Here is an 18,451-nt window from a genome sequence, read left to right as displayed (position 1 = left end):
ATAACGCTTGGCGTAAGCGGACCCAAAAAGCAGAGTGACGAAGGAGCGACGCTTTTTGGGGGCCGCGTTTACGCCATTGTTAGATGCTTTTTGCCAACAGGCCAATAGAGCTTAAGAAACCATCTCCAAAGCCAACCCTTGATATTTCAATTCGTTCATTTAGTCCTGTATCGCTTGTGAAGTTTATATCTTCGTATAAGGCTATTGGTAATTCACGATTATCTTTGAAACGTTTATCGGGGCCGCCACGCTTATTGACATACTTCCAGGTTCTATCAACCACCTTTGCATCTCTTGGGACGCTTCCATCTTCGATGAACCTTGTACTTTCGACTGACACTCTAAGATTCGTATAGCTCACCGCACCAACACCATTTGGTTCAAATATTAGAACCTTATCAGGAAAAAAATATAGGGTTTGCTTTCCAACTGGAATGGATGGAACCGAAACATTGGTTTTCACATACGGTGGATTTCCTATGCCCAGCGATATTGATGTTCTTTTGATAACACTCGTAGCGCCAGCATTACGTTTTCTGTCTTTGACTGCACCCTCTGCCTCAACATGCCATTTGCTTGATGATGCTGAAAGCTGGCCGAACGAATCATGTAGTTTCTGGTAAAGAGCTTCAATTTCAGGTTCAAGCTCGAAAAATAAAACCGTTGTTTTTCTTAAGCTATCTTTGACGGATGCAAAAATAGTGAGGGCAACAGTAGCTACTGCTATAACAACTGCAAGAGTTGGTGTATCGGAACTCTTAAAGGCGACGAACGTTAAAATTGCACCAATCACGGCTATAAACGGCCATATTCTGACCTTTTTTCTTTTTTCATTCATTTCCGTGACAAGGTCAGCCGATGATGAATCAACCATTTGCGTGATATGAGCGCTTTCTATTTCTTTTAATGGCTCATGATCAATTTCGGTGTGATTTTGTTGTAATTCAGGGCTATGTGATGGCTGACTTCTTTCGCTGGAACAGGAGGGTAGTGTTTTTCTGTAATACAAACCGCCTCTTCCCATGTGTACGTAGTTGCCTCGCGGCCCCGTTCCAAAACGAAGCCCTTTGACACCTGCTGATACACCTACACCGGATTTGGACAAATTGAACCTGAAAGGTCCAACGCTAATAGCTTTTCGAATGTAAAAGCCCATCTATGGAACTCCATTTTTTTGCATCTAACGCCTTGCTAAGAGGCAAAAAATAGTTGGTTAAAATAAGCGACGCAGGAGCAAAAACCAACTGTTTTTTGTCCTTTTAAGCAACTTGTGTACGCCCGACATGGGCATTGACTTATGAGGTGAAAGTCCTCTGTAGGAAGATCACCGTTTAAATAACACACTGTTATTAAACGATAACTACTAGCGAATGGCAAGGGCTAAATCGCGAGAGATAGTCTAGAGGAAGCCGCTAGCAAATCTGTGAGCTGATGAACAAAAACATCATATGAGGCGTAGGCTGGAGACGAGCTAGCACAAGATAGCGAAGTCATGTGATCTAACGGCCACCGTAAATGATGCAGTTGTGCAGAGAAAGTCGATGCACCTTATTCGGGGAGATCTGATAAACACGCATCCGCGCTAACGCTTGGAGATTACCAGTTAGGGACTGGTTGTTCAACCCTTGGCGCTTTGGTTGCTGCGACCTACAGCGAGCGAAATAGCAGTAAACAAGCGTTAGTTTCGACGCGCTTTATCGAGTAATCGCTAGAGTGATTTATCAGAAGTCAGCAGACGGCATAGTAGCCAAACGCCCATCGTAATGGAGGGGACACGGTGAAGGCCTGAACATCTTAACCAGAGGAGATACTACAAATGAACTTGAATTCACATAGATCACTGTGTTGTGATAGTGATGAACAGCGTTCGACTGTGAATAATACCTCGAATGAATACAACCAAACAGATCGTGACCTGATGGCAAGGGTACTGAGCAACCACAATATTGGTGCAGCATGGCAACATGTTAAGCGCAATAAAGGGGCTGCGGGTATTGATAATATGAGTATTGAGGAATTTAATCACTTCGCTAAGTTACATTGGCTGGGTATTAAACAACAATTACTTAGCGGCACTTATCAACCCTTGCCAGTCAAACGCGTGATGATACCCAAACCCGATGGCGGTGAGCGAATGCTTGGGATCCCTTCTGTTATCGACAGAGTGATCCAACAAGCTATTGCTCAAGTGATTAGCCCTTACTTTGAGCCTCTATTTTCACCACATAGTTATGGTTATCGCCCTCATAAAAGAGCCAGCCAAGCAGTAAATCATGTTCAATCTTGTGTTAAACAAGGTTATAAAACAGCAGTTGATATTGACTTGTCTAAGTTCTTTGATGAAGTAAACCATGACATGCTGATGAATCGTGTTGGTCGTAAAGTCAAAGACAAAGCACTCATGCGCCTACTTGGTAAATACCTCCGAGCGGGGATCGCAGAGCGCGAAACGGGTCTGTGGTTTGAGTCAACCAAAGGAGTCCCTCAAGGTGGGCCATTATCCCCTTTACTTTCCAATATTTTACTCGATGAATTAGATAAGAAGCTAACCTACAAACACCTTAAGTTTGCACGTTACGCTGATGACATAATCATTTTAGTAAAAACGAAAAGCGAAGGACTCATAATCCAACGGGAAATTACTGCGTTTATCACTCAGCGATTAAAACTCAAAGTGAATGAATCGAAAAGTCGAGTCGGTCCCGTATCAGGCTCGAAATTTCTCGGGTTTACCTTCCGTTACGCTCAAGTGCAGATCCACGAACAGGCGCTAAAGAAATTTAAAGCAAATGTAAGAGAACTCACTAACCGCAACTGGGGGATCTCAATGACCCTACAAATTCATAAACTCACGCAGTATTTACGCGGCTGGGGACACTACTACCTAATAGCCAACGCTTATCAACTAACAGTGGATTTAGATCATTGGATCCGTCGTAGGATAAGAATGTGCTACTGGCGGCAATGGCGTAAACCTCGCACCAAAGTACGCAGTTTAATAAAATTGGGTGTTAGCGAGCGACTCGCCATAGCCTGTGGTATCACCAGTAAAGGCCCTTGTAGAAGCTCAAAAACAAAAGGAATTAACATTGCGCTAGGTAATGACTATTTAGCATCACAAGGTTTAGTGTCATTGAAAGATATTTGGATCAATATTCATTACGGGAGATGAACCGCCCATTGCGGACCCGCATGATGGGTGGTGTGGGGGCTGGAGGTTAGAGACCTCCGGCTACCCGATTATATGCCGTATTATGCTAAGATATCAACCTTCCCATTTAACTGTTTACCGTCAAGATCTTTAAATTTATTTAAAACACCTGATAAAAAGTCAGTATTCTCACCAATGCTTTTTTTAAAATCTATGGATTTTTCAACTTGCCCAATTAAGTCTACTTTGATTTTACCTATTTTTTCGGGATCATTATTATATTGTTCAAGTACATTTAATGGTATAAATGGCACTACATCAAGTAAAGCACTTTCCCCTGATTTAATTAATGTATTAATTTCATCAATTGATATATTTCTCATATCAATCTTTGTAGGTTGTGAATTATTTTGGTTTATGTTTTTTTCTACAGCAATAGATTCAGTCGGCATTTTATTGCCGCTAGCTGCTGTCGTAATGGAATAGTTTTGCCCTACATTTAAAATATTCATATTAATTCCTCATGTATTAATAGATATTTGATATTAATGCAAAAGGTGCACCATGTTAGATATTATACTAATGACTATTTTAGGCATATAACAGCTTATTGAACACCATTGTGGTGGTTTATAACACACCAAAACGGCGTATATTACATACCATGATAATTTCACCAATAATTACGTTTGTAAACAAGTAATTAAAACAGCTAGAAATTAAGCATGTTATTTTGCCCCAAAACGGCGTTTAATAATGTTATTGGACAAAATTAGATTTCTACTGAAAACACAGGAATAAATTTAACTTTTTCAGTGTCTGCTTCTCTTGAGATATTTCAAAGTTACGAAGTAAGCGGCTATTTTCTATGTTAGGAGTTTTTATATATGCACCAGCCCCAATAAACGAAAGCAACCAAAGGTCTTTTAATGCTTGAGGTATATTAAATGTAAATAAAAACTCAAAAATGCTAAACAGTTGTTGTGAGGCATTTCGATAATACTCAATTAAATCTGAAAAAATAGAAACAAATCCAACATCAAACACGTGTTGAAATAAGCTAATTAGACTTAGAGAAGCAAATACAATAGATAAAATGCGTAATACTTTGCTCAATTTAATTTACTCCGACTTTCCATAACAGCATAAACGCCCGCTTAAGCAGACAAAAATTGTAGGTTATAATGTGGAACAAGGCGAAATCTAACCAGCTGTTTTTGTTGTATTTAAAGCACTTTTTAGCTCTCAGATACAAAGTTCATTGTTTGCCGATGCATAAGGCAAAATCCATTTCTTTCTTTCGTAATACGCTTTGTATCAGAATCAACAAAAACCTGAGTCACACCATCTAGTTTGAACATATCAGGGTCTATTGGTTTCTTAGCATAAGGATTATGAAAAACGTATAAACCATCTCTAACATTCTCTTTATTTTGGTTTGTCATTGAATGCCTCTGAATAGGTTTATTATCAACCTCAGACCACCATACCGAGGACACTGCGCGTTGAATTTCGCAATTACCTGACATAGCTTCAATTTTACCCCATGTGGCAGTTGTACTTAAAATAATTGCACTAATTTCAGAGTAATCATCACTTTCGAATAAGCCAAGTGGGATCTCAGTACCATTATCTTTTTCGACCCAACCGAGCCTCACATCAGGAGGACCATTTGGGAATAAATGAGGCGCATCGTTATATGCATCTTCGTCTACGTAAAAATCATATAATAAAGCCATAATTGGCACTTCACATTGAAGGTTAAAATGAGGCTGTTCAAATGGAGCTACAGCCAAAACAAATGGATTGGGACGTACATGTTCTAGCTTAGAATATGAACTTTTATACTTTATGTACTTCTTATTTATCGAATTTGACAGGCGAATAATAGAATCCATATTCATGTCTTTGAACCTATCTGGAATACCTTTCGATAAATCTTTTTCCCACTCAGGAGTTTTACCAACTGCTGATTCAGATATGGTTGCCTCTACGACAACATTGTTACCTTTATATTCAAGCAAAAAGTCAGGTCTTGAATAAGACCAGTCCATTTTGAAATCTATTTCTTTAAATAGGGCATATAAATATATTTCCCAAAAGCTTGAATTGAATGTCGTTTGAAATTCAGTAACAAGTTTATTGTCTCTATCAGGAAAACCATTACACCATTTTAAGAGCTCTGCTCTATCAGCTTTCATAGACTGCTTAAGTATATTAACAAAGTTTTTATGTTGTTTACCTGACAAGCCTATATCTTCAAATAAATCCATAGATGTTTACACTTACCTTGGTGAGCTAGCAGCTTATTGAACACCATTTTGGTGGTTTATAACACACCAAAACGGCATATATTACATACCCTAATAATTTCACCAATAATTACCTTTGTAAACAAGCAATTAAAATAGCTGGGAATTACGCTTGTTATTTTGCACCAAAACGGCGTTTAATAATGTTATTGGACAAAATTAGGTTTCTACTCAAAACGCAGGAATAAATTTAATTTTTTAATGTCTGCTATTCGCTCATATAGTGAAATAGATTGCATTGCATAATTAAAGTTTTTATATTGAACGACAATATTTTATTAGGTATTAATAAAGCACTGTGTGCAAAGGAAAGCATGTGAATTATAAAAAAATATACTACCCAGTTAAAGGACTTGCTGTTTTATCTTTAGTTGCTGTTGCGATTAAATACTGGATGCCAACTGAAATTGGCTTTGCGTTTATGCTATTGCCTTATTTGCTTTTATATTTTTTAGCTAATGCTAAGAACTATCAAAATAAACGGCTCATTATTATTAGATTTATAGCTGCATTATTTACTATTATTTTAGCGCCAGTACTCATTTTTGGTATTGAACCTGACCCTCAGGCTGGAATGGGTATTATGTTTTTACTGATAATGCAGCTAGCTGCAATTAGTGCCTCTGAATTTATTATATTATTCTTTTATGTTGATAATGATTAAAAGCAAACTACTCATTTAAAGCTGTTACAGTGTAGTTGCGTTGCGGTTTGAAAAAACGAAGGGGTCAAACCTGACTTCATACATCACAATTTTTGACGGTCCGCTTCTCGCTCTTTGCCGAAGTTCGGCTTAGTGTTATCAGTTGTAACTCGTTTCTGCCCCAAAGTGAGTTGCGAGCGATTGAGAACTAGCTTAGCCAAATCGTCACTTGACTTACTTTTCGTAATGTCAGTAAGGATTGAACAGGGTTGGAATAGCATAATATTGCGCAACCCCCAAGCTACTGACATAGTGAGCATCACAGTTTGAGTTAGTTAAGACCATTAGCATATTTGACTTATGGTTATAAAATGAATATAAATTCTCAATGCGTTACTATGATGTGAAATTAATTTAACGGCGCGCTATATGTATGTCAGAAAATGTCTTGAATTCAACTGCTCTTGAAGTGCTGTCAATGAAGGCTGATGAGTTTTTGATAGGTAATGATCATGAAAAGATTAAAACGTTCTTAGAACCGTTGTTAGGCGTTGATTATAAGTTTGAAAATCTCGTTGATGAAGCTCGTTTTTACTATATATTGGGTAATTGTTCAGCAGCGATTTTTAGTTACCATAAACTAGATTGGTTTTCTGATGAACTAAGTAAATCCGTTATATTTTTCAGAAAAGCTCTATACGTCATACGACAAATCAACTTTCCAACTGATGAAGAACTTTTTCTGCAAAGCTGCATTGAAACCAATTTAGGCAATAATCTAAGTTCTCAAGGTCGTGCTTTCTGCTGTATTCCATTATGGGATAATGCCTTTAATTGCATACAAAATCCTGTCTCTATAATATCTAAAGCAAACAACGAGCTTTTTCTTGCGAGTAATGTTTACGATCCTAGTCATAAGCACTACCACTACTTTACTGCATACCTACTCATAAATTTAGGTCTTGAAAGCCTTGAGCAGCTCCATCCTGAGCAAATAATTGCTTATTCAGAAAACAGCAATTTTATGAATTTTAAAGCATGGTTTGAAGATACTTTTAAACCAGAAGATTTTGACTATTTTGAGTCATTTGAAGAGGAAGTTGAGACAAGAAAGCAGGGGGAATATTTAAAGTGGTGTGGAGATAACAGGCTTTTTATAAATGATTTAAATGACGTTTGCGTATCTGAAATTGTCTATCAAGACATTATGACTCTCCCCTCTTTTTCTCAACAAATAAACTTCGCTTTATCGATGCATGAAGAGCTTATGTATCATGGAAACTTCGATGAATTAAAGAACGATTTTTGCTATGCGCGTTATCTAATTTTTTCGGCTAGAAACATACCTAGTGACCATACACATTTCTTCAACAAAACATATCCTCACGTTGATGATATGTCACACTCCATTACCAACCTAAAAGCTAGTCATTATAAAAGCGCGTTCAGAACGCTTTACTCGCTATTTGATAAAATTGCTTACTTTATCAATCGCTTTTTTGATCTGAATGATATCAAGTATGATCATAAAATCAGCTTTGACAGTATTTTTAGTGAGCTGAAAGGAAGTAAGAGCTGGAAACCACACAGTAAGCTTAAAGACAGTCAGAATTGCTTTATCCATGCCTTATTCTACATCCTGAAAGACATTCGAGATGTGAAAGATTCGACTTCTGTCAGTCGGTGGCTTGATCCTGATGCAAAGGCGTTTTCTGAAATTAGAAATGCTATAGAGCATCGTTCTTTAAAGATTGTTGATGATTTTGGTTATACCCTAACTCAATCAGGTAAAGCTTTTAAGCAATCACAGCTTGAAAAGCTTAATGGTGATATAGGTGACTTTGAAGAACAACTTCAAGAGCTGTATGGTGAAATTGCTTCGGCGAAAAAGGCTCATAATATAACTCTTAAAGCCGAACTAGAGACCAAAAAAAAATTACTTGATGAAGGTTTGCGTCAAGCACAGTCAAAAATTTATGAGCACCAAAAGCTTTCAAGTCATTCTGTGCTGATAAAAGAGAGCGAATTTGAATCAAGGCTCATGACGCTGATAAAGCTCGCTCGAAATTCGATTATGTACCTTTCACTAGCAATTCATGTAGAAGAGAAAAATAAGCCAGATAATGGTGCAGTGATGATGCCTATCGAAGTACCTTTGAAGTAGAGCATTGTATCCTATAAATATTTTTTTAGGAAAGTATGGCTGAATCATTTCTTGAATCGCCATCGACTCAGTAGACACATGTGAGCTTTTTTTCACAACTTATCCTAAGCCACTTTTGCCCAAATCCTAATCAGTAATACATCCACTATCCTCATAGTGACTTTTAAATAGGAGGTCACTATGAAACCAGAACTAAATCACAATGCTACTGGTGTGAAACGTCCTTTCAAGCTTGAAGAGATTTGGCGTATTCGCACTCGAATTGAAATTCAAAACAACTTGATGCAATTAGCTTTACTTAATTTGGCTATAGATAGCAAGCTAAGATCATGTGACTTACTCTCTTTAAAAGTTCGAGACGTCACTACTCTCGATCAAGTATTTGAAAGGGTTCAATTAACGCAGAAGAAAACTGGGATCGAAGTTCAATTTGAGATAACTCCGAGAACACAACAAAGTATTATCCATTGGATTCAAGAAGTTAAATTGCAACCCAGTGATTATTTGTTTCGGAGTATACGTCGCTCTAATCAACCAATAAGCTATTCATATTACAGGTCTATCATCAGGAGCTGGGCTGAGCAATTAGGACTTGATTGCGACTTGGGGACAAGAAAACCTTCGATGATAAAAACGCCATATCGATTGCACAACCTCTCTGCGAAGCAATAATGTCGATGACCGCTCGTACCCGTTTATCCTCAGGGCGCGATGAAAGCGCAGGACTATAGACTAGCCCTACCGCTTTATTTACTGTTTTCCACACTTTGTCGATATCGACGTCAGTAAATAGATGCTGAGAAATGGATCCCAATTCTTTGCTAGTAAGCGGCAGAGTATTAATTCCATCACTCCTGGCTTGACGTAAGGCTTTGAGAAGTTGTTGGTTTTGCCTATCTTCAGGCTCTAAATAGATGACTACAATCTGATTGTCCTGTGCCAAAACCTTGTGAGGGACATCTTCGAAAATCACAATACATTGTCCGGTGTGAATACTTTGTGCCTTGTAATCTTGAACCGAGATGTCTTTGTCTAAACCAATGCAAATTTGGACAGCATGATGTGCATGAACATCATTATCAGGACTGATTCCGATGTAAATCGCTTTGTAGGGCCACAAATGAATATGCATGGCTGACTCAGTATCAAAAGTTCAGGCTATTGATTTTTGCCTTATAAATCTACACAAATGACGAATGTTAGCCGATAGATACAAGTTAAGGTGAGCGCGCACAGTGAAATTGTGTTCTTCTTACAATTTTAAGTGTGTAAATAATTTAAAATACCACAGTCCCTAATGGTTTTGTCTTGGTCACACGATGACGCCATATTTTCGAGTGATGACTTTAATACGTTTAGCTCTTCAATGCGAATAATGACGTCTGATAAATGCTTAGCTATTAACGTATTGATATTTGAACAGCTCTGATCTGGCCTCGAACGACTGTCCATTAGCGTTTTTACTTCCATGATAGACATATCTAATGAACGACACTGTTTGATAAACAGGAGTTGTTCAATAGTCCCCTTGTCGTAGACACGATAATTTCCACTTGAGCGCTTAAGCTCAGGCAAGAGCCCCTTCTTTTCATAAAAACGAATGGTCTGAATACTACAACCTGTCGTCTTTGCGACATCACCAATTTTCATTTTTTTCTCCTAACCGTTGACTCTATACCAAGTATAGACTTTATACTCATACTATTCATCAGTAAAGAGTGTGTTTCTAATGAGCGGATGTGGGTGCGAAGTTGAAATAAAAGACCAGTCTCAACGACAGGTTTTGTATTGGCTTTTGGGAATAAACGCGACAATGTTTGTTATAGAAATGGGGATCGGGTTGCTTGCTAATTCAACCGCATTAATAGCCGATTCACTTGATATGCTCGCCGACGCAGTTGTCTATGGTGTTGCCCTTTATGCTATTGGTAAATCGCTATTGCACAAAGCCAATGCGGCTAGAATTAGCGGCTTTTTTCAGATGGCACTGGGTGTGTTGATTATCATTGATATTGTAAGACGGTCAATTTACGGTAGCGAACCTGTATCGGGACTAATGATGGCTATGGGGGCAGTTGCACTGGTTGCTAATGTCATTTGTCTTGTGATCATACGCAAACAAAGAAATGAAGAAGTGCATATGCGGGCAAGCTGGATATTTTCAGCCAACGATGTGATTGCCAACTTAGGTGTTATCTCTGCTGGCGTTTTGGTGTTTTGGCTCGATTCTCGATGGCCTGATCTGGTTATCGGTGTGATAGTTTCGTGCGTTGTGTTGCGCGGGGCAAAAATGATCCTCGAAGATGCTGGAAATGAAAGACAGCGAGCGCTTAATGCGCAAAGTTGATAAGAAAATGCCAATTTTTAATTGCACATCAAAACTGCGTAGGTTGGCATGGCTACTTATTACTTTGCTCATGTGTCAATCGGGCTTTTCGTTCGCCGCTCAATGCGATGAATACTCTAAAACGTTTTTGTCCAAAAACGAGTTTACCCGACCGTTCGCTCTTCGCTTTTAGCCGAGCTTCGTAAAAGTGCCAATAGTGGATGGTCGTAACCTTAGTCTCTTGTTATGTACGAGCTACACGATTCCAAAATTCTTCAGCGTTACTCTTAGCCTGTTGCTCAGATTCTTCGATTGGATAGCTAACTCGTTGAAATAACGTATTTAAGCTAAGTAAGATGTTTTTCATTTGATCCAGAAGGTAGAATACATCTCCAATTTTATGACCATTAGCTTTTACATCATAAACCCCGTCTTTATGCGCTAAGAATTTATCGCGAAGAGGCTTAATCCTTGCAGCTTCCTCTGAGTGCAGTAGTCTTTTTATATTGCGAGTACATTCATGAAAAACTTGATCAAATTTGGCTTTGCGTTCACTAACAAAATCTTCTTGCCAATTAGAGCCCGATTCAGACAAATTTAATGAACTTGGGGTTGTAATAAAGTATTCTTGAAGACGCTTTGTATTAAATTTGACATCAGGATCTACCAGTGACTCCAGTAAGTTATAGGGACTCAAATTGGAAGATTTATCTGATTTATCGAAAAGCCATGAATGAACATCCACTATTAACGATGCATAAATTGTATCTTGGATCGAGAGTATGCACCTCTGAATTGGAGAGTCTAGATTACTTAAAGAACTACTTGTATTAATTGAAACCGAAAGAAGCTCTTTGCGTTCCAACAAATTCAGATACCCTATGACAGCTGAATTGATTTGATTTTGAAACTTCGCCAATTGCTCTTTTCTCATAGTGGACTTCTCTGCTTTCACTAGACATTTTTTAACTCAGAATAATACGTTTCTTGAAACTTAGCAGGCGAAACACCGTCTGTATTTGAAAGCCTGCTGTATTTAGTCCATCTTGAATGACTTATTATGTATTCCATTGATAACACCATCTGCTAGCTTGTTGAGGTAATCTTTAGCAATGCTTGCTATGAATAAATGTGCTTCTGACAACTTCATACTAGGAGTTTTGTTTTCTTTAAGAGCTTGTTTAAATCCATGTCTAGAATCCAAGCCTGACAATGTGAAGTTGTTAGCGGTATTTGTAAAAGACTTTCTTAACTTTTTATCTACCGAAATTGCAATACCTGTTTTGTCTGATAATTCTTCTAATGTTTCCAGAGTTTTATAATAGTTAATATAACTCGCTTCGACCGCGAAATATTTCAATATCAGATAAGCATCTTCACGTTCAGTGGCCAAGTTCATCATGAAGAAACGAACATCTAATTTTTTCACTTTTTCAAACTCTTGATTGTATAGGGAGTCTGAAATGTTTGGCTTTCCTAATAAAGCTAAAATATTTTTTTTTGGAGTCTTTCCAACTCTAACACCATTATGCAATAGTTCGGCTAATTCGAGTTTCCTCGAATCTTTAGATAATATTGAAGAAACTCCATTGTATAAGCTGGCCAACTCATAGCCTATTTGCCACACAACTTCAGGCTCGTCTTCGTCGTCAAAATATACAGATGAAAGACGAAAGTCATCATTCATACAATCATTATAGTGATCAATCCCACCAGAAATATCAAAGTATAAATTCTTTCGCCCTTCAGCGTAACCTCTAAAATTTCGAGAGTCACCATTTAAATAGAATTCCCATTTTACCGCATTGGCCAAAAATAACTCCTGTTATATAACTGCTTTATCATAGGGTAGTTTCCCTATTCTTTCGTGAAGACGTCTTCATTTCATAAGCTTCTATTATTAGCAAATACTATAAGTTATTGCCAGCTATAAGTATTATAACTTACTGTAGGTTATTTAAACATGCGAGAGAAGGAAAGCTTTCTCTTATTATTACTAATCTAATGACGACTAACCTGACCGTCCGGTTATCGCTCTTTTGAGGCATTCGCCTAAACACGTTTTGGGGCAAAAGCTTGTTAGAACAAAAGGCAGACTGCGACAAATAGCATCGAAAAGTTTAGAACGTTATTGTCATGGTTTTAGTATTTATTGTCGAGTTTCATACTTTAATGTCCTCCGGCAATAACAAGTTATATTCCTTGGTTTACTTTAAAACTCTGCGCTTGCTCAAAAATTTCTTTGTACACTTCATCGCGGCTGATTGGTGGGTATTTAAATTTAGCGAGTATTAAAATCAGCTCTACTTTAAGTGATGATTTAATATCGTCGCGGTGGTTCCAATCTACAAATTTAACTTTGTCGTCTACAATTACCTTTACTGCTTGGGCAAGCTCTATTAGCTTATCTTCGGGGTAATCAAAATCGTATTTGATTGCGAGTGCTTTTAATGCGTCGTAAAAGCCTTTTTCTTCAATATCAATACCTAGCTCGTCGCCGGCGTTCATTTCGTCGCGTACGCTGTAAATCATATCAACCATGCTTTCTGAAAAATCATCAAGTACGCTACTTACCAGTACGTCATCTTCTTTTCGCTCGTTGTAGCGCTGTACCAGTGACTCAAAGCGTTTAGTAAAATCGATACCTTGGGTTTGGTTTACTTTTTTAAGCTCGCCTATGGCTTTAGCTAGCATTTGTTGCAGTATTTTTATTTTGGTATTCGGGAGTTTTATTTTTTCTATTTTGGCGATGTAGTCGTCATTAAAAATGTCGATTTCGCCGCCGTCTTCATTGCCGAGTTTAAATACTTCTTCTACGCCGTCACTTTGCAGGGCTTCGCTTATCATTTCACGCACTTTGGCGTTCATTTGCGCAGTATCGGGCGCTTCACCTTTGGTTAGTTTGTAAATAATAGAGCGAATGGCAAGGTAAAAGTGAATGTGGTCACGCTCACTCTCGTTTATTTTTTCACTGCCACAACATACATCGTAAGCGGCTTTTAAACGTTTAACTAAATCCATAAAACGCTTTTGGCGTTTTTCGGTAATAAGTGCAAACTCAGCGGCGTGGTTTAAACAATTAAGTTGGGCAACGGCTTCACCGGTAAAGTATGGGCTGCTGTCAAATTTATGAAATAACTGGGCAAGTAACGCCAAGTGGTTTTTTACCTCAATAACCGAGGCGGTAATATCTTCAAAATTGGTTTCGTCAGTTTTTGAATACTGCGCTAAGGCTTTATTCATTTCAGATTTAATGCCAATGTAGTCAACCACTAGGCCTTTATCTTTGCCTTCAAACTGACGGTTAACCCGCGAAATAGTTTGAATTAAGCTGTGCTTTTGCAGTGGCTTATCTATGTACATGGTATCTAAAAATGGCACATCAAAACCGGTTAGCCACATGTCTACCACTATGGCTATTTTAAAGTTTGAGTTTTTGTTTTTAAATTGCTTATCAAGCTCTTTACGTTCGTCTTTACTGCCAAGTAAATTATATAAGCGTTCAACGTCGTCTTTACCACGGGTCATCACCATTTTTACTTTTTCAGAGGGGGCGGCAATACGGCCTTCGCTAATGGCGCGCTTTCGCTCGGTATCTGATAGCTTTTGCGCGTCATCAGTATCTACTACATCAAACCAATGTGGGCGTAGTTCTTCTAGTTCTTGATACAACTGATAGGCAATACCTCGCGAGCTACACACAAACATCGCCTTTCCTGCAACCGTAGAGCCTTCCTCAGTGCGTTTCTCATAATGTTCAACAAAGTCCCTTGCTAACACTTTAATGCGGTCAGGATCGCCTAGAATACTATTCATGTTAGCGGTGGCTTTTTTACTGTCTTCTATTTGCAGCTCGTTACTGCCTGCATCGGCGCATTCTTTGTAATAGGCTTCAATTTCTGCCAGCTTGCTGTTGTTTAAACACACCTTGGCAGCGCGGCCTTCGTACACAATGCGTACGGTTATTTCATCTTTAACCGACTCTGTCATGGTGTATGAGTCAACCACTTCACCAAATACATCTAAAGTCGCGTCTACTGGGGTGCCTGTAAAACCAACATAGGTGGCGTTTGGCAGTGAGTCGTGCAGGTACTTTGCAAAACCGAAGGTCTTTTTCACCCCCTTTTCTGTAATGGTAATTTTTTGATCAAGATTTACTTGGCTACGATGCGCCTCATCAGAAATACAAATAACATTAGTACGGTCGGTTAGTAGCCGAGTGTCTTCGGTAAATTTATGAATGGTGGTTAAAAATACACCGCCACTGTTACGCCCTTCAAGTAATTCGCGTAAGTGAGTACGGCTGGCAACAGTTTTAACTGTGTCGTCGCCAATGTAGGTTTTAGCATTACCAAACTGTTGCGAAAGTTGATCGTCTAAATCGGTTCGGTCGGTAATTAAAATAATGGTGGGGCTTTTAAGTTCAACGCTTTTCATCAACAAGCGTGTTAAAAATTGCATGGTGTAACTTTTACCGCAACCCGTTGCGCCAAAGTACGTACCGCCTTTACCATCACCTTGTGGTTTTAAATGTTGTTTGATATTTTCGAACAGCTTATTAGCCGCATAATATTGCGGGTAACGCGGCACAATTTTTATCTCTTTTTTACCCGCGTTTTTATTATCAGAGTCGGGGAAAAATACAAAATTGCGCATAACATCGCGCAGGCGCGCTTTATCAAATAAGCCCTGCAATAAGGTATGTAACGAGTTAATACCCTCTTGCGCGGTGAGCTCTTGTCCCGTTACTTTGCCCCACGAGTAAAAAAACTGATACGGCGCAAATAAGTTACCCATTTTGTTGTTTACGCCATCGCTTATAACGCACAAGGTATTAAACACAAATAACTGCGGAATAGCGCGGCGGTAGCGCACCGTTAACTGCTCATACGCTTCAAATATTGGGGCTTGCTCGCGTATCGCGCTTTTAAATTCAAACACCACCAATGGCAAACCGTTTACGTACAAAATGCCATCGGGAATACGCAGTTCAATATTGTCGTAACTTGTGGGGCTTTCTATTTCTAACTGGGTAACAAAGCGATAAATATTATCGTCTTGCAGGTAAGTAACGCTCGCTTCACTTACTTTATCTAAAGTAGCCATAGCACTGCCTGCTATTAGGCTACTTTTAATACCTTGCTCAACGTTATCGTAATCAAGCAACTGAACATACAAATCTTTTTGCGCTGCATTGCCTGCGACCCTGCCTCGCTCGCGGCTCAATAAAAACCCATCACTTAGCCACTTACAAAAAGTTTTATTGCTCTCGTATAAATCACTGGCTGGCAGCTTTTCAAGCTTTGCAATTATTGAGTCTACTTCGCCGGTGGTAATATTATTTTTAGCGTAACGCTTAGTTAAAAAAGCACGGAGGTCTTCTTTTATTAATACGTCGCTGTTACTACGGGTGAGCTCACCACCTAATAAATGCGGGTAGCCTAGCTCGCCTAATAACTCAACCACCGCTTGTTCTAATTTGGCTTCAGTAAATTTCATCAAACATCCTTATTTAATAATCCCTTTAAGCTTCTCCAAAGAACTTATCATTTTATCTAAGCCTTCATGCGCTGGTGTTTTATCTTCATGTTTTTTGTCTAAAGTATCGGAAGCATTTGCAGAAACTGCATCGATTGCAGCAGAAAGAAGCTTCTCCATTAATTCTTCTTTCCTGTCTGGTACATTCAAATTATCTATCTGGGTTTTAAAATTTTGATATGATTTAGCTAGAGCTTCTTTGTGAGCATACTCTTGCTGTAATCTTTGCACTTCGCTTCGCCTTTTAGAAGCAAATAGAGCTAACCATACTACCGGTACTATGATAGGTAACTTATGAATCAAGCTATTTAATAGTCCACTAAGATCAGTAATATCAACAAATTTAATGATCTCATTCGCAGTCCAAAAACTATCAATGCTTGATAAGAGCGCTGTTAAAGTTAATATAGATACTGCTGAGTAAAATAAATAAGAATATTGCTTAATTGGTTTACTAAATGATTTTCTCATAACTCTATAGGCTGTAGCTAAACCTGCACTTGTTGCGCCAGGTAGTAATTCTTCAATTTGGGAGTTTAATGCTTGATAACGAATTTGTTGTTGCTTCTTAAAGCTATCTAGTTCCTCTTTCCTCTTACTAATCTCTAACTTTAAACCACCATTCAAATTTCCATCTTCATCTTCAATACCATGAACATCCCTGTAGAATAGCTTCAGCTCCTTAAGTTTACTCTCAGTATCATGAAGCATTGTTTCTATTAATTTTTTACTGTCTTCAGACTCAACTTTAGCTTCCTCTATTATTTCTTTAATTGAATCGCTACCGCTGCCTAAAAGTTCAGTTTGATAATCAGAAATTTGCGAGTAATAATCACTAAACTTGGTAAACATTGAATCTATTTTTGATTCTAGGGCGTCTTCAGATTCATTACCTACAAAATACTGTTGGCGTAAATCAGTAATTTCTGCATGGAAGCCTTTTAATTCGGAGTACTTTTCTTCAGTTGAATTTCTATACTCTTCAAATTCATCTAAATACTCAGTTGATTTTCTCTTAAAGTTTTCTAACCCTTGAGCCACTGTCTTTGAATATCCACGAAAAGCTGCTTGTGTAGCTTTAACTGCTTTTGCTGATTCAACTGTATAGGGACGAACATAAGTTAATAAATTATCGGCATATGTATTTGCTTTAATAACATGCTGAATATTTCGGTTATTATTATAGTTTGTTATTTCTTGTAGACATGATTGAGACTGAGTTCGGAAAGAATCCCAGGTAGTAAGAGGTACTAACTCAGGGTCAATAGAATCAATTAAAACATCTAAGAAAGTAATTACTTTTCTTAATCGAGCTAATTCCTCAACATTTGTAATTATGGTTTCGTCATCGACCTGAGAGTCTTCAATTGTGGTTTTTAAGTTACTCCAAACATTCTGAAATGGATGGTTATCAAATTCTTCAAGCCAACGGCTCATTTTAAATATCCTTATTTATTGTAATCTCACCAGCAATCAACTTCGGAAGAAGAGTATCCCTGAGTTTAGTTAATGTTTTTGTTTGTGTTTGATTTCTTGCAACCCCAGACATGATGTTTCCAGCAATAGATTCAAATGCATCTAAGATTTTATTATTGGAGTAAACGCAATATGTCTTCGCTACATCTTCTGGTTTTATTGCAGGGTAAGCAGCACCATCAGCAATGCGCGTGAACTCTTGAATACAATCATCATTAGTTAAAGAAAAATATGCAAAAGCTCTACAATTTTGATTATTTGCTCTAACTACTGCAAACCCTGTACTACCCGTTAAATTATCTTCATTCACATAAGCAAAAGATCTATTTGCAGGCCTAACTACACCTATGATTGTGTCATGTGGTCGCAATATTCTTCTTGCTCGACTTGGTGCTTCAGAAAAACTATATTCTATAGCTTCACCCACAGACCCATTTTTAGCGTTAGCCAAATCAACATATTTAACTACCTCAGGTGCGTTTTTTTTAGTCCAAGATTCTGGGTTTATACTACTGTAAATCAGGCATATATTTACGCCCGATTATACGTGTATTTTACTGTTTTAATTCTAATAATTGAATGAGCTTACGCTTACCTTCGTCATCAAGCTTTTCGATTAAACACGCCAGTGTTGCGCTTTCTTCTGACTCACAAAAAAAGTAATTTACGGGAACATTTAGCTCGGACGCTAGCTTTTTTAAGGTAGCTAAGTCGGGCATATGGCGACCTGTTTCGTAATGGTTCATTCTGCCACTGGCTGAACTTGGGTCCATCCCTATTTTAATACCTAACTCTTTTTGGCTTATTTTCATTCGCTTTCGAGCCTCTTTAAGACGCTCTG

16 protein-coding genes are annotated in these 18,451 nt (G+C 38.2%); 5 read left to right on the top strand and 11 right to left on the bottom strand.

What is annotated here, in order from left to right:
* Window positions 1–79: 79 nt before the first annotated feature.
* On the bottom strand, window positions 80–1,156 hold the full coding sequence (locus H4J63_RS03540; protein ID WP_182194568.1) for a DUF4236 domain-containing protein: 1,077 nt from the start codon (window positions 1,154–1,156) through the stop codon (window positions 80–82).
* 660 nt (window positions 1,157–1,816) lie between these two features.
* Here H4J63_RS03540 and ltrA point away from each other — a divergent pair.
* Window positions 1,817–3,172 (top strand): group II intron reverse transcriptase/maturase, encoded by a 1,356-nt coding sequence (gene ltrA, locus H4J63_RS03535; protein ID WP_259365568.1) that lies wholly within the window; start codon window positions 1,817–1,819, stop codon window positions 3,170–3,172.
* An 80-nt stretch (window positions 3,173–3,252) separates the two neighbouring features.
* Here the strand turns inward: ltrA and H4J63_RS03530 are convergent, their stop codons facing one another.
* The 3 genes from H4J63_RS03530 to H4J63_RS03520 form a co-directional block, all read right to left on the bottom strand.
* Window positions 3,253–3,663 (bottom strand): hypothetical protein, encoded by a 411-nt coding sequence (locus H4J63_RS03530; RefSeq protein WP_119978339.1) that lies wholly within the window; start codon window positions 3,661–3,663, stop codon window positions 3,253–3,255.
* A gap of 268 nt (window positions 3,664–3,931) precedes the next feature.
* On the bottom strand, window positions 3,932–4,267 hold the full coding sequence (locus H4J63_RS03525; RefSeq protein WP_182194565.1) for a hypothetical protein: 336 nt from the start codon (window positions 4,265–4,267) through the stop codon (window positions 3,932–3,934).
* 122 nt (window positions 4,268–4,389) lie between these two features.
* Window positions 4,390–5,424 carry a hypothetical protein gene (locus tag H4J63_RS03520; protein ID WP_182194563.1) on the bottom strand — a complete coding sequence of 345 codons (1,035 nt, stop codon included), beginning with the start codon at window positions 5,422–5,424 and terminating at the stop codon, window positions 4,390–4,392.
* Between the two features lie 355 nt (window positions 5,425–5,779).
* On the opposite strand from H4J63_RS03520, the gene H4J63_RS03515 reads away from it, so the two are divergent.
* The 3 genes from H4J63_RS03515 to H4J63_RS03505 all read left to right on the top strand — a co-directional run bounded on the left by H4J63_RS03515 (window position 5,780) and on the right by H4J63_RS03505 (window position 8,942).
* Window positions 5,780–6,127 carry a hypothetical protein gene (locus H4J63_RS03515; RefSeq protein ID WP_182194560.1) on the top strand — a complete coding sequence of 116 codons (348 nt, stop codon included), beginning with the start codon at window positions 5,780–5,782 and terminating at the stop codon, window positions 6,125–6,127.
* A gap of 412 nt (window positions 6,128–6,539) precedes the next feature.
* Entirely contained in the window at window positions 6,540–8,270 is a 1,731-nt protein-coding gene (locus H4J63_RS03510; protein WP_064662973.1) for an LA2681 family HEPN domain-containing protein, read from the top strand.
* Between the two features lie 180 nt (window positions 8,271–8,450).
* Window positions 8,451–8,942: a tyrosine-type recombinase/integrase gene (locus H4J63_RS03505; RefSeq protein WP_356947950.1), complete on the top strand. Its 492-nt coding sequence runs from the start codon at window positions 8,451–8,453 to the stop codon at window positions 8,940–8,942.
* Between the two features lie 588 nt (window positions 8,943–9,530).
* On the opposite strand, the gene cadR is transcribed toward H4J63_RS03505, so the two are convergent.
* Window positions 9,531–9,920, bottom strand: coding sequence for a Cd(II)/Pb(II)-responsive transcriptional regulator (cadR, locus tag H4J63_RS03495; protein WP_024606396.1), 390 nt, complete (start codon window positions 9,918–9,920; stop codon window positions 9,531–9,533).
* A gap of 79 nt (window positions 9,921–9,999) precedes the next feature.
* Between cadR and H4J63_RS03490 the strand changes: the two genes are divergently transcribed.
* Window positions 10,000–10,617, top strand: a complete 618-nt coding sequence (locus H4J63_RS03490) for a cation transporter (RefSeq protein ID WP_010554767.1) — start codon at window positions 10,000–10,002, stop codon at window positions 10,615–10,617.
* 223 nt (window positions 10,618–10,840) lie between these two features.
* Here H4J63_RS03490 and H4J63_RS03485 read toward each other — a convergent pair whose 3' ends face one another.
* The 6 genes from H4J63_RS03485 to H4J63_RS03460 all read right to left on the bottom strand — a co-directional run bounded on the left by H4J63_RS03485 (window position 10,841) and on the right by H4J63_RS03460 (window position 18,422).
* On the bottom strand, window positions 10,841–11,530 hold the full coding sequence (locus H4J63_RS03485; RefSeq protein WP_182194558.1) for a hypothetical protein: 690 nt from the start codon (window positions 11,528–11,530) through the stop codon (window positions 10,841–10,843).
* A gap of 102 nt (window positions 11,531–11,632) precedes the next feature.
* Window positions 11,633–12,409 (bottom strand): hypothetical protein, encoded by a 777-nt coding sequence (locus H4J63_RS03480; protein WP_182194555.1) that lies wholly within the window; start codon window positions 12,407–12,409, stop codon window positions 11,633–11,635.
* 380 nt (window positions 12,410–12,789) lie between these two features.
* The gene (locus tag H4J63_RS03475; RefSeq protein WP_182194552.1) at window positions 12,790–16,095 is read right to left on the bottom strand and encodes a type I restriction endonuclease subunit R; all 3,306 of its coding nucleotides are present in this window, start codon (window positions 16,093–16,095) and stop codon (window positions 12,790–12,792) included.
* Between the two features lie 9 nt (window positions 16,096–16,104).
* Entirely contained in the window at window positions 16,105–17,571 is a 1,467-nt protein-coding gene (locus tag H4J63_RS03470) for a hypothetical protein (protein ID WP_138561542.1), read from the bottom strand.
* A gap of 1 nt (window position 17,572) precedes the next feature.
* Window positions 17,573–18,061, bottom strand: a complete 489-nt coding sequence (locus H4J63_RS03465) for a restriction endonuclease subunit S (protein ID WP_182194550.1) — start codon at window positions 18,059–18,061, stop codon at window positions 17,573–17,575.
* Window positions 18,062–18,164: 103 nt separating this feature from the next.
* On the bottom strand, window positions 18,165–18,422 hold the full coding sequence (locus H4J63_RS03460) for a helix-turn-helix transcriptional regulator (protein ID WP_182194547.1): 258 nt from the start codon (window positions 18,420–18,422) through the stop codon (window positions 18,165–18,167).
* Window positions 18,423–18,451 lie beyond the last annotated feature (29 nt).

The organism is Pseudoalteromonas sp. 5Ae-yellow, assembly GCF_014077565.1.
In the GTDB taxonomy this organism is placed as follows: Bacteria; Pseudomonadota; Gammaproteobacteria; order Enterobacterales; family Alteromonadaceae; genus Pseudoalteromonas.
Note: the sequence above shows the minus strand (reverse complement) of the source record. Positions and strands in the feature narration are given on the sequence as shown.

Excerpts from the sequence above, each read along its gene's own strand:
- H4J63_RS03540 (WP_182194568.1), bottom strand. The coding sequence starts at position 1,156 with ATGGGCTTTTACATTCGAAAAGCTATTAGCGTTGGACCTTTCAGGTTC.
- ltrA (WP_259365568.1), top strand. The coding sequence starts at position 1,817 with ATGAACTTGAATTCACATAGATCACTGTGTTGTGATAGTGATGAACAG.
- H4J63_RS03530 (WP_119978339.1), bottom strand. The coding sequence starts at position 3,663 with ATGAATATTTTAAATGTAGGGCAAAACTATTCCATTACGACAGCAGCT.
- H4J63_RS03520 (WP_182194563.1), bottom strand. The coding sequence starts at position 5,424 with ATGGATTTATTTGAAGATATAGGCTTGTCAGGTAAACAACATAAAAAC.
- H4J63_RS03510 (WP_064662973.1), top strand. The coding sequence starts at position 6,540 with ATGTCAGAAAATGTCTTGAATTCAACTGCTCTTGAAGTGCTGTCAATG.
- H4J63_RS03505 (WP_356947950.1), top strand. The coding sequence starts at position 8,451 with ATGAAACCAGAACTAAATCACAATGCTACTGGTGTGAAACGTCCTTTC.
- cadR (WP_024606396.1), bottom strand. The coding sequence starts at position 9,920 with ATGAAAATTGGTGATGTCGCAAAGACGACAGGTTGTAGTATTCAGACC.
- H4J63_RS03490 (WP_010554767.1), top strand. The coding sequence starts at position 10,000 with ATGAGCGGATGTGGGTGCGAAGTTGAAATAAAAGACCAGTCTCAACGA.
- H4J63_RS03485 (WP_182194558.1), bottom strand. The coding sequence starts at position 11,530 with ATGAGAAAAGAGCAATTGGCGAAGTTTCAAAATCAAATCAATTCAGCT.
- H4J63_RS03475 (WP_182194552.1), bottom strand. The coding sequence starts at position 16,095 with ATGAAATTTACTGAAGCCAAATTAGAACAAGCGGTGGTTGAGTTATTA.
- H4J63_RS03470 (WP_138561542.1), bottom strand. The coding sequence starts at position 17,571 with ATGAGCCGTTGGCTTGAAGAATTTGATAACCATCCATTTCAGAATGTT.
- H4J63_RS03460 (WP_182194547.1), bottom strand. The coding sequence starts at position 18,422 with ATGAAAATAAGCCAAAAAGAGTTAGGTATTAAAATAGGGATGGACCCA.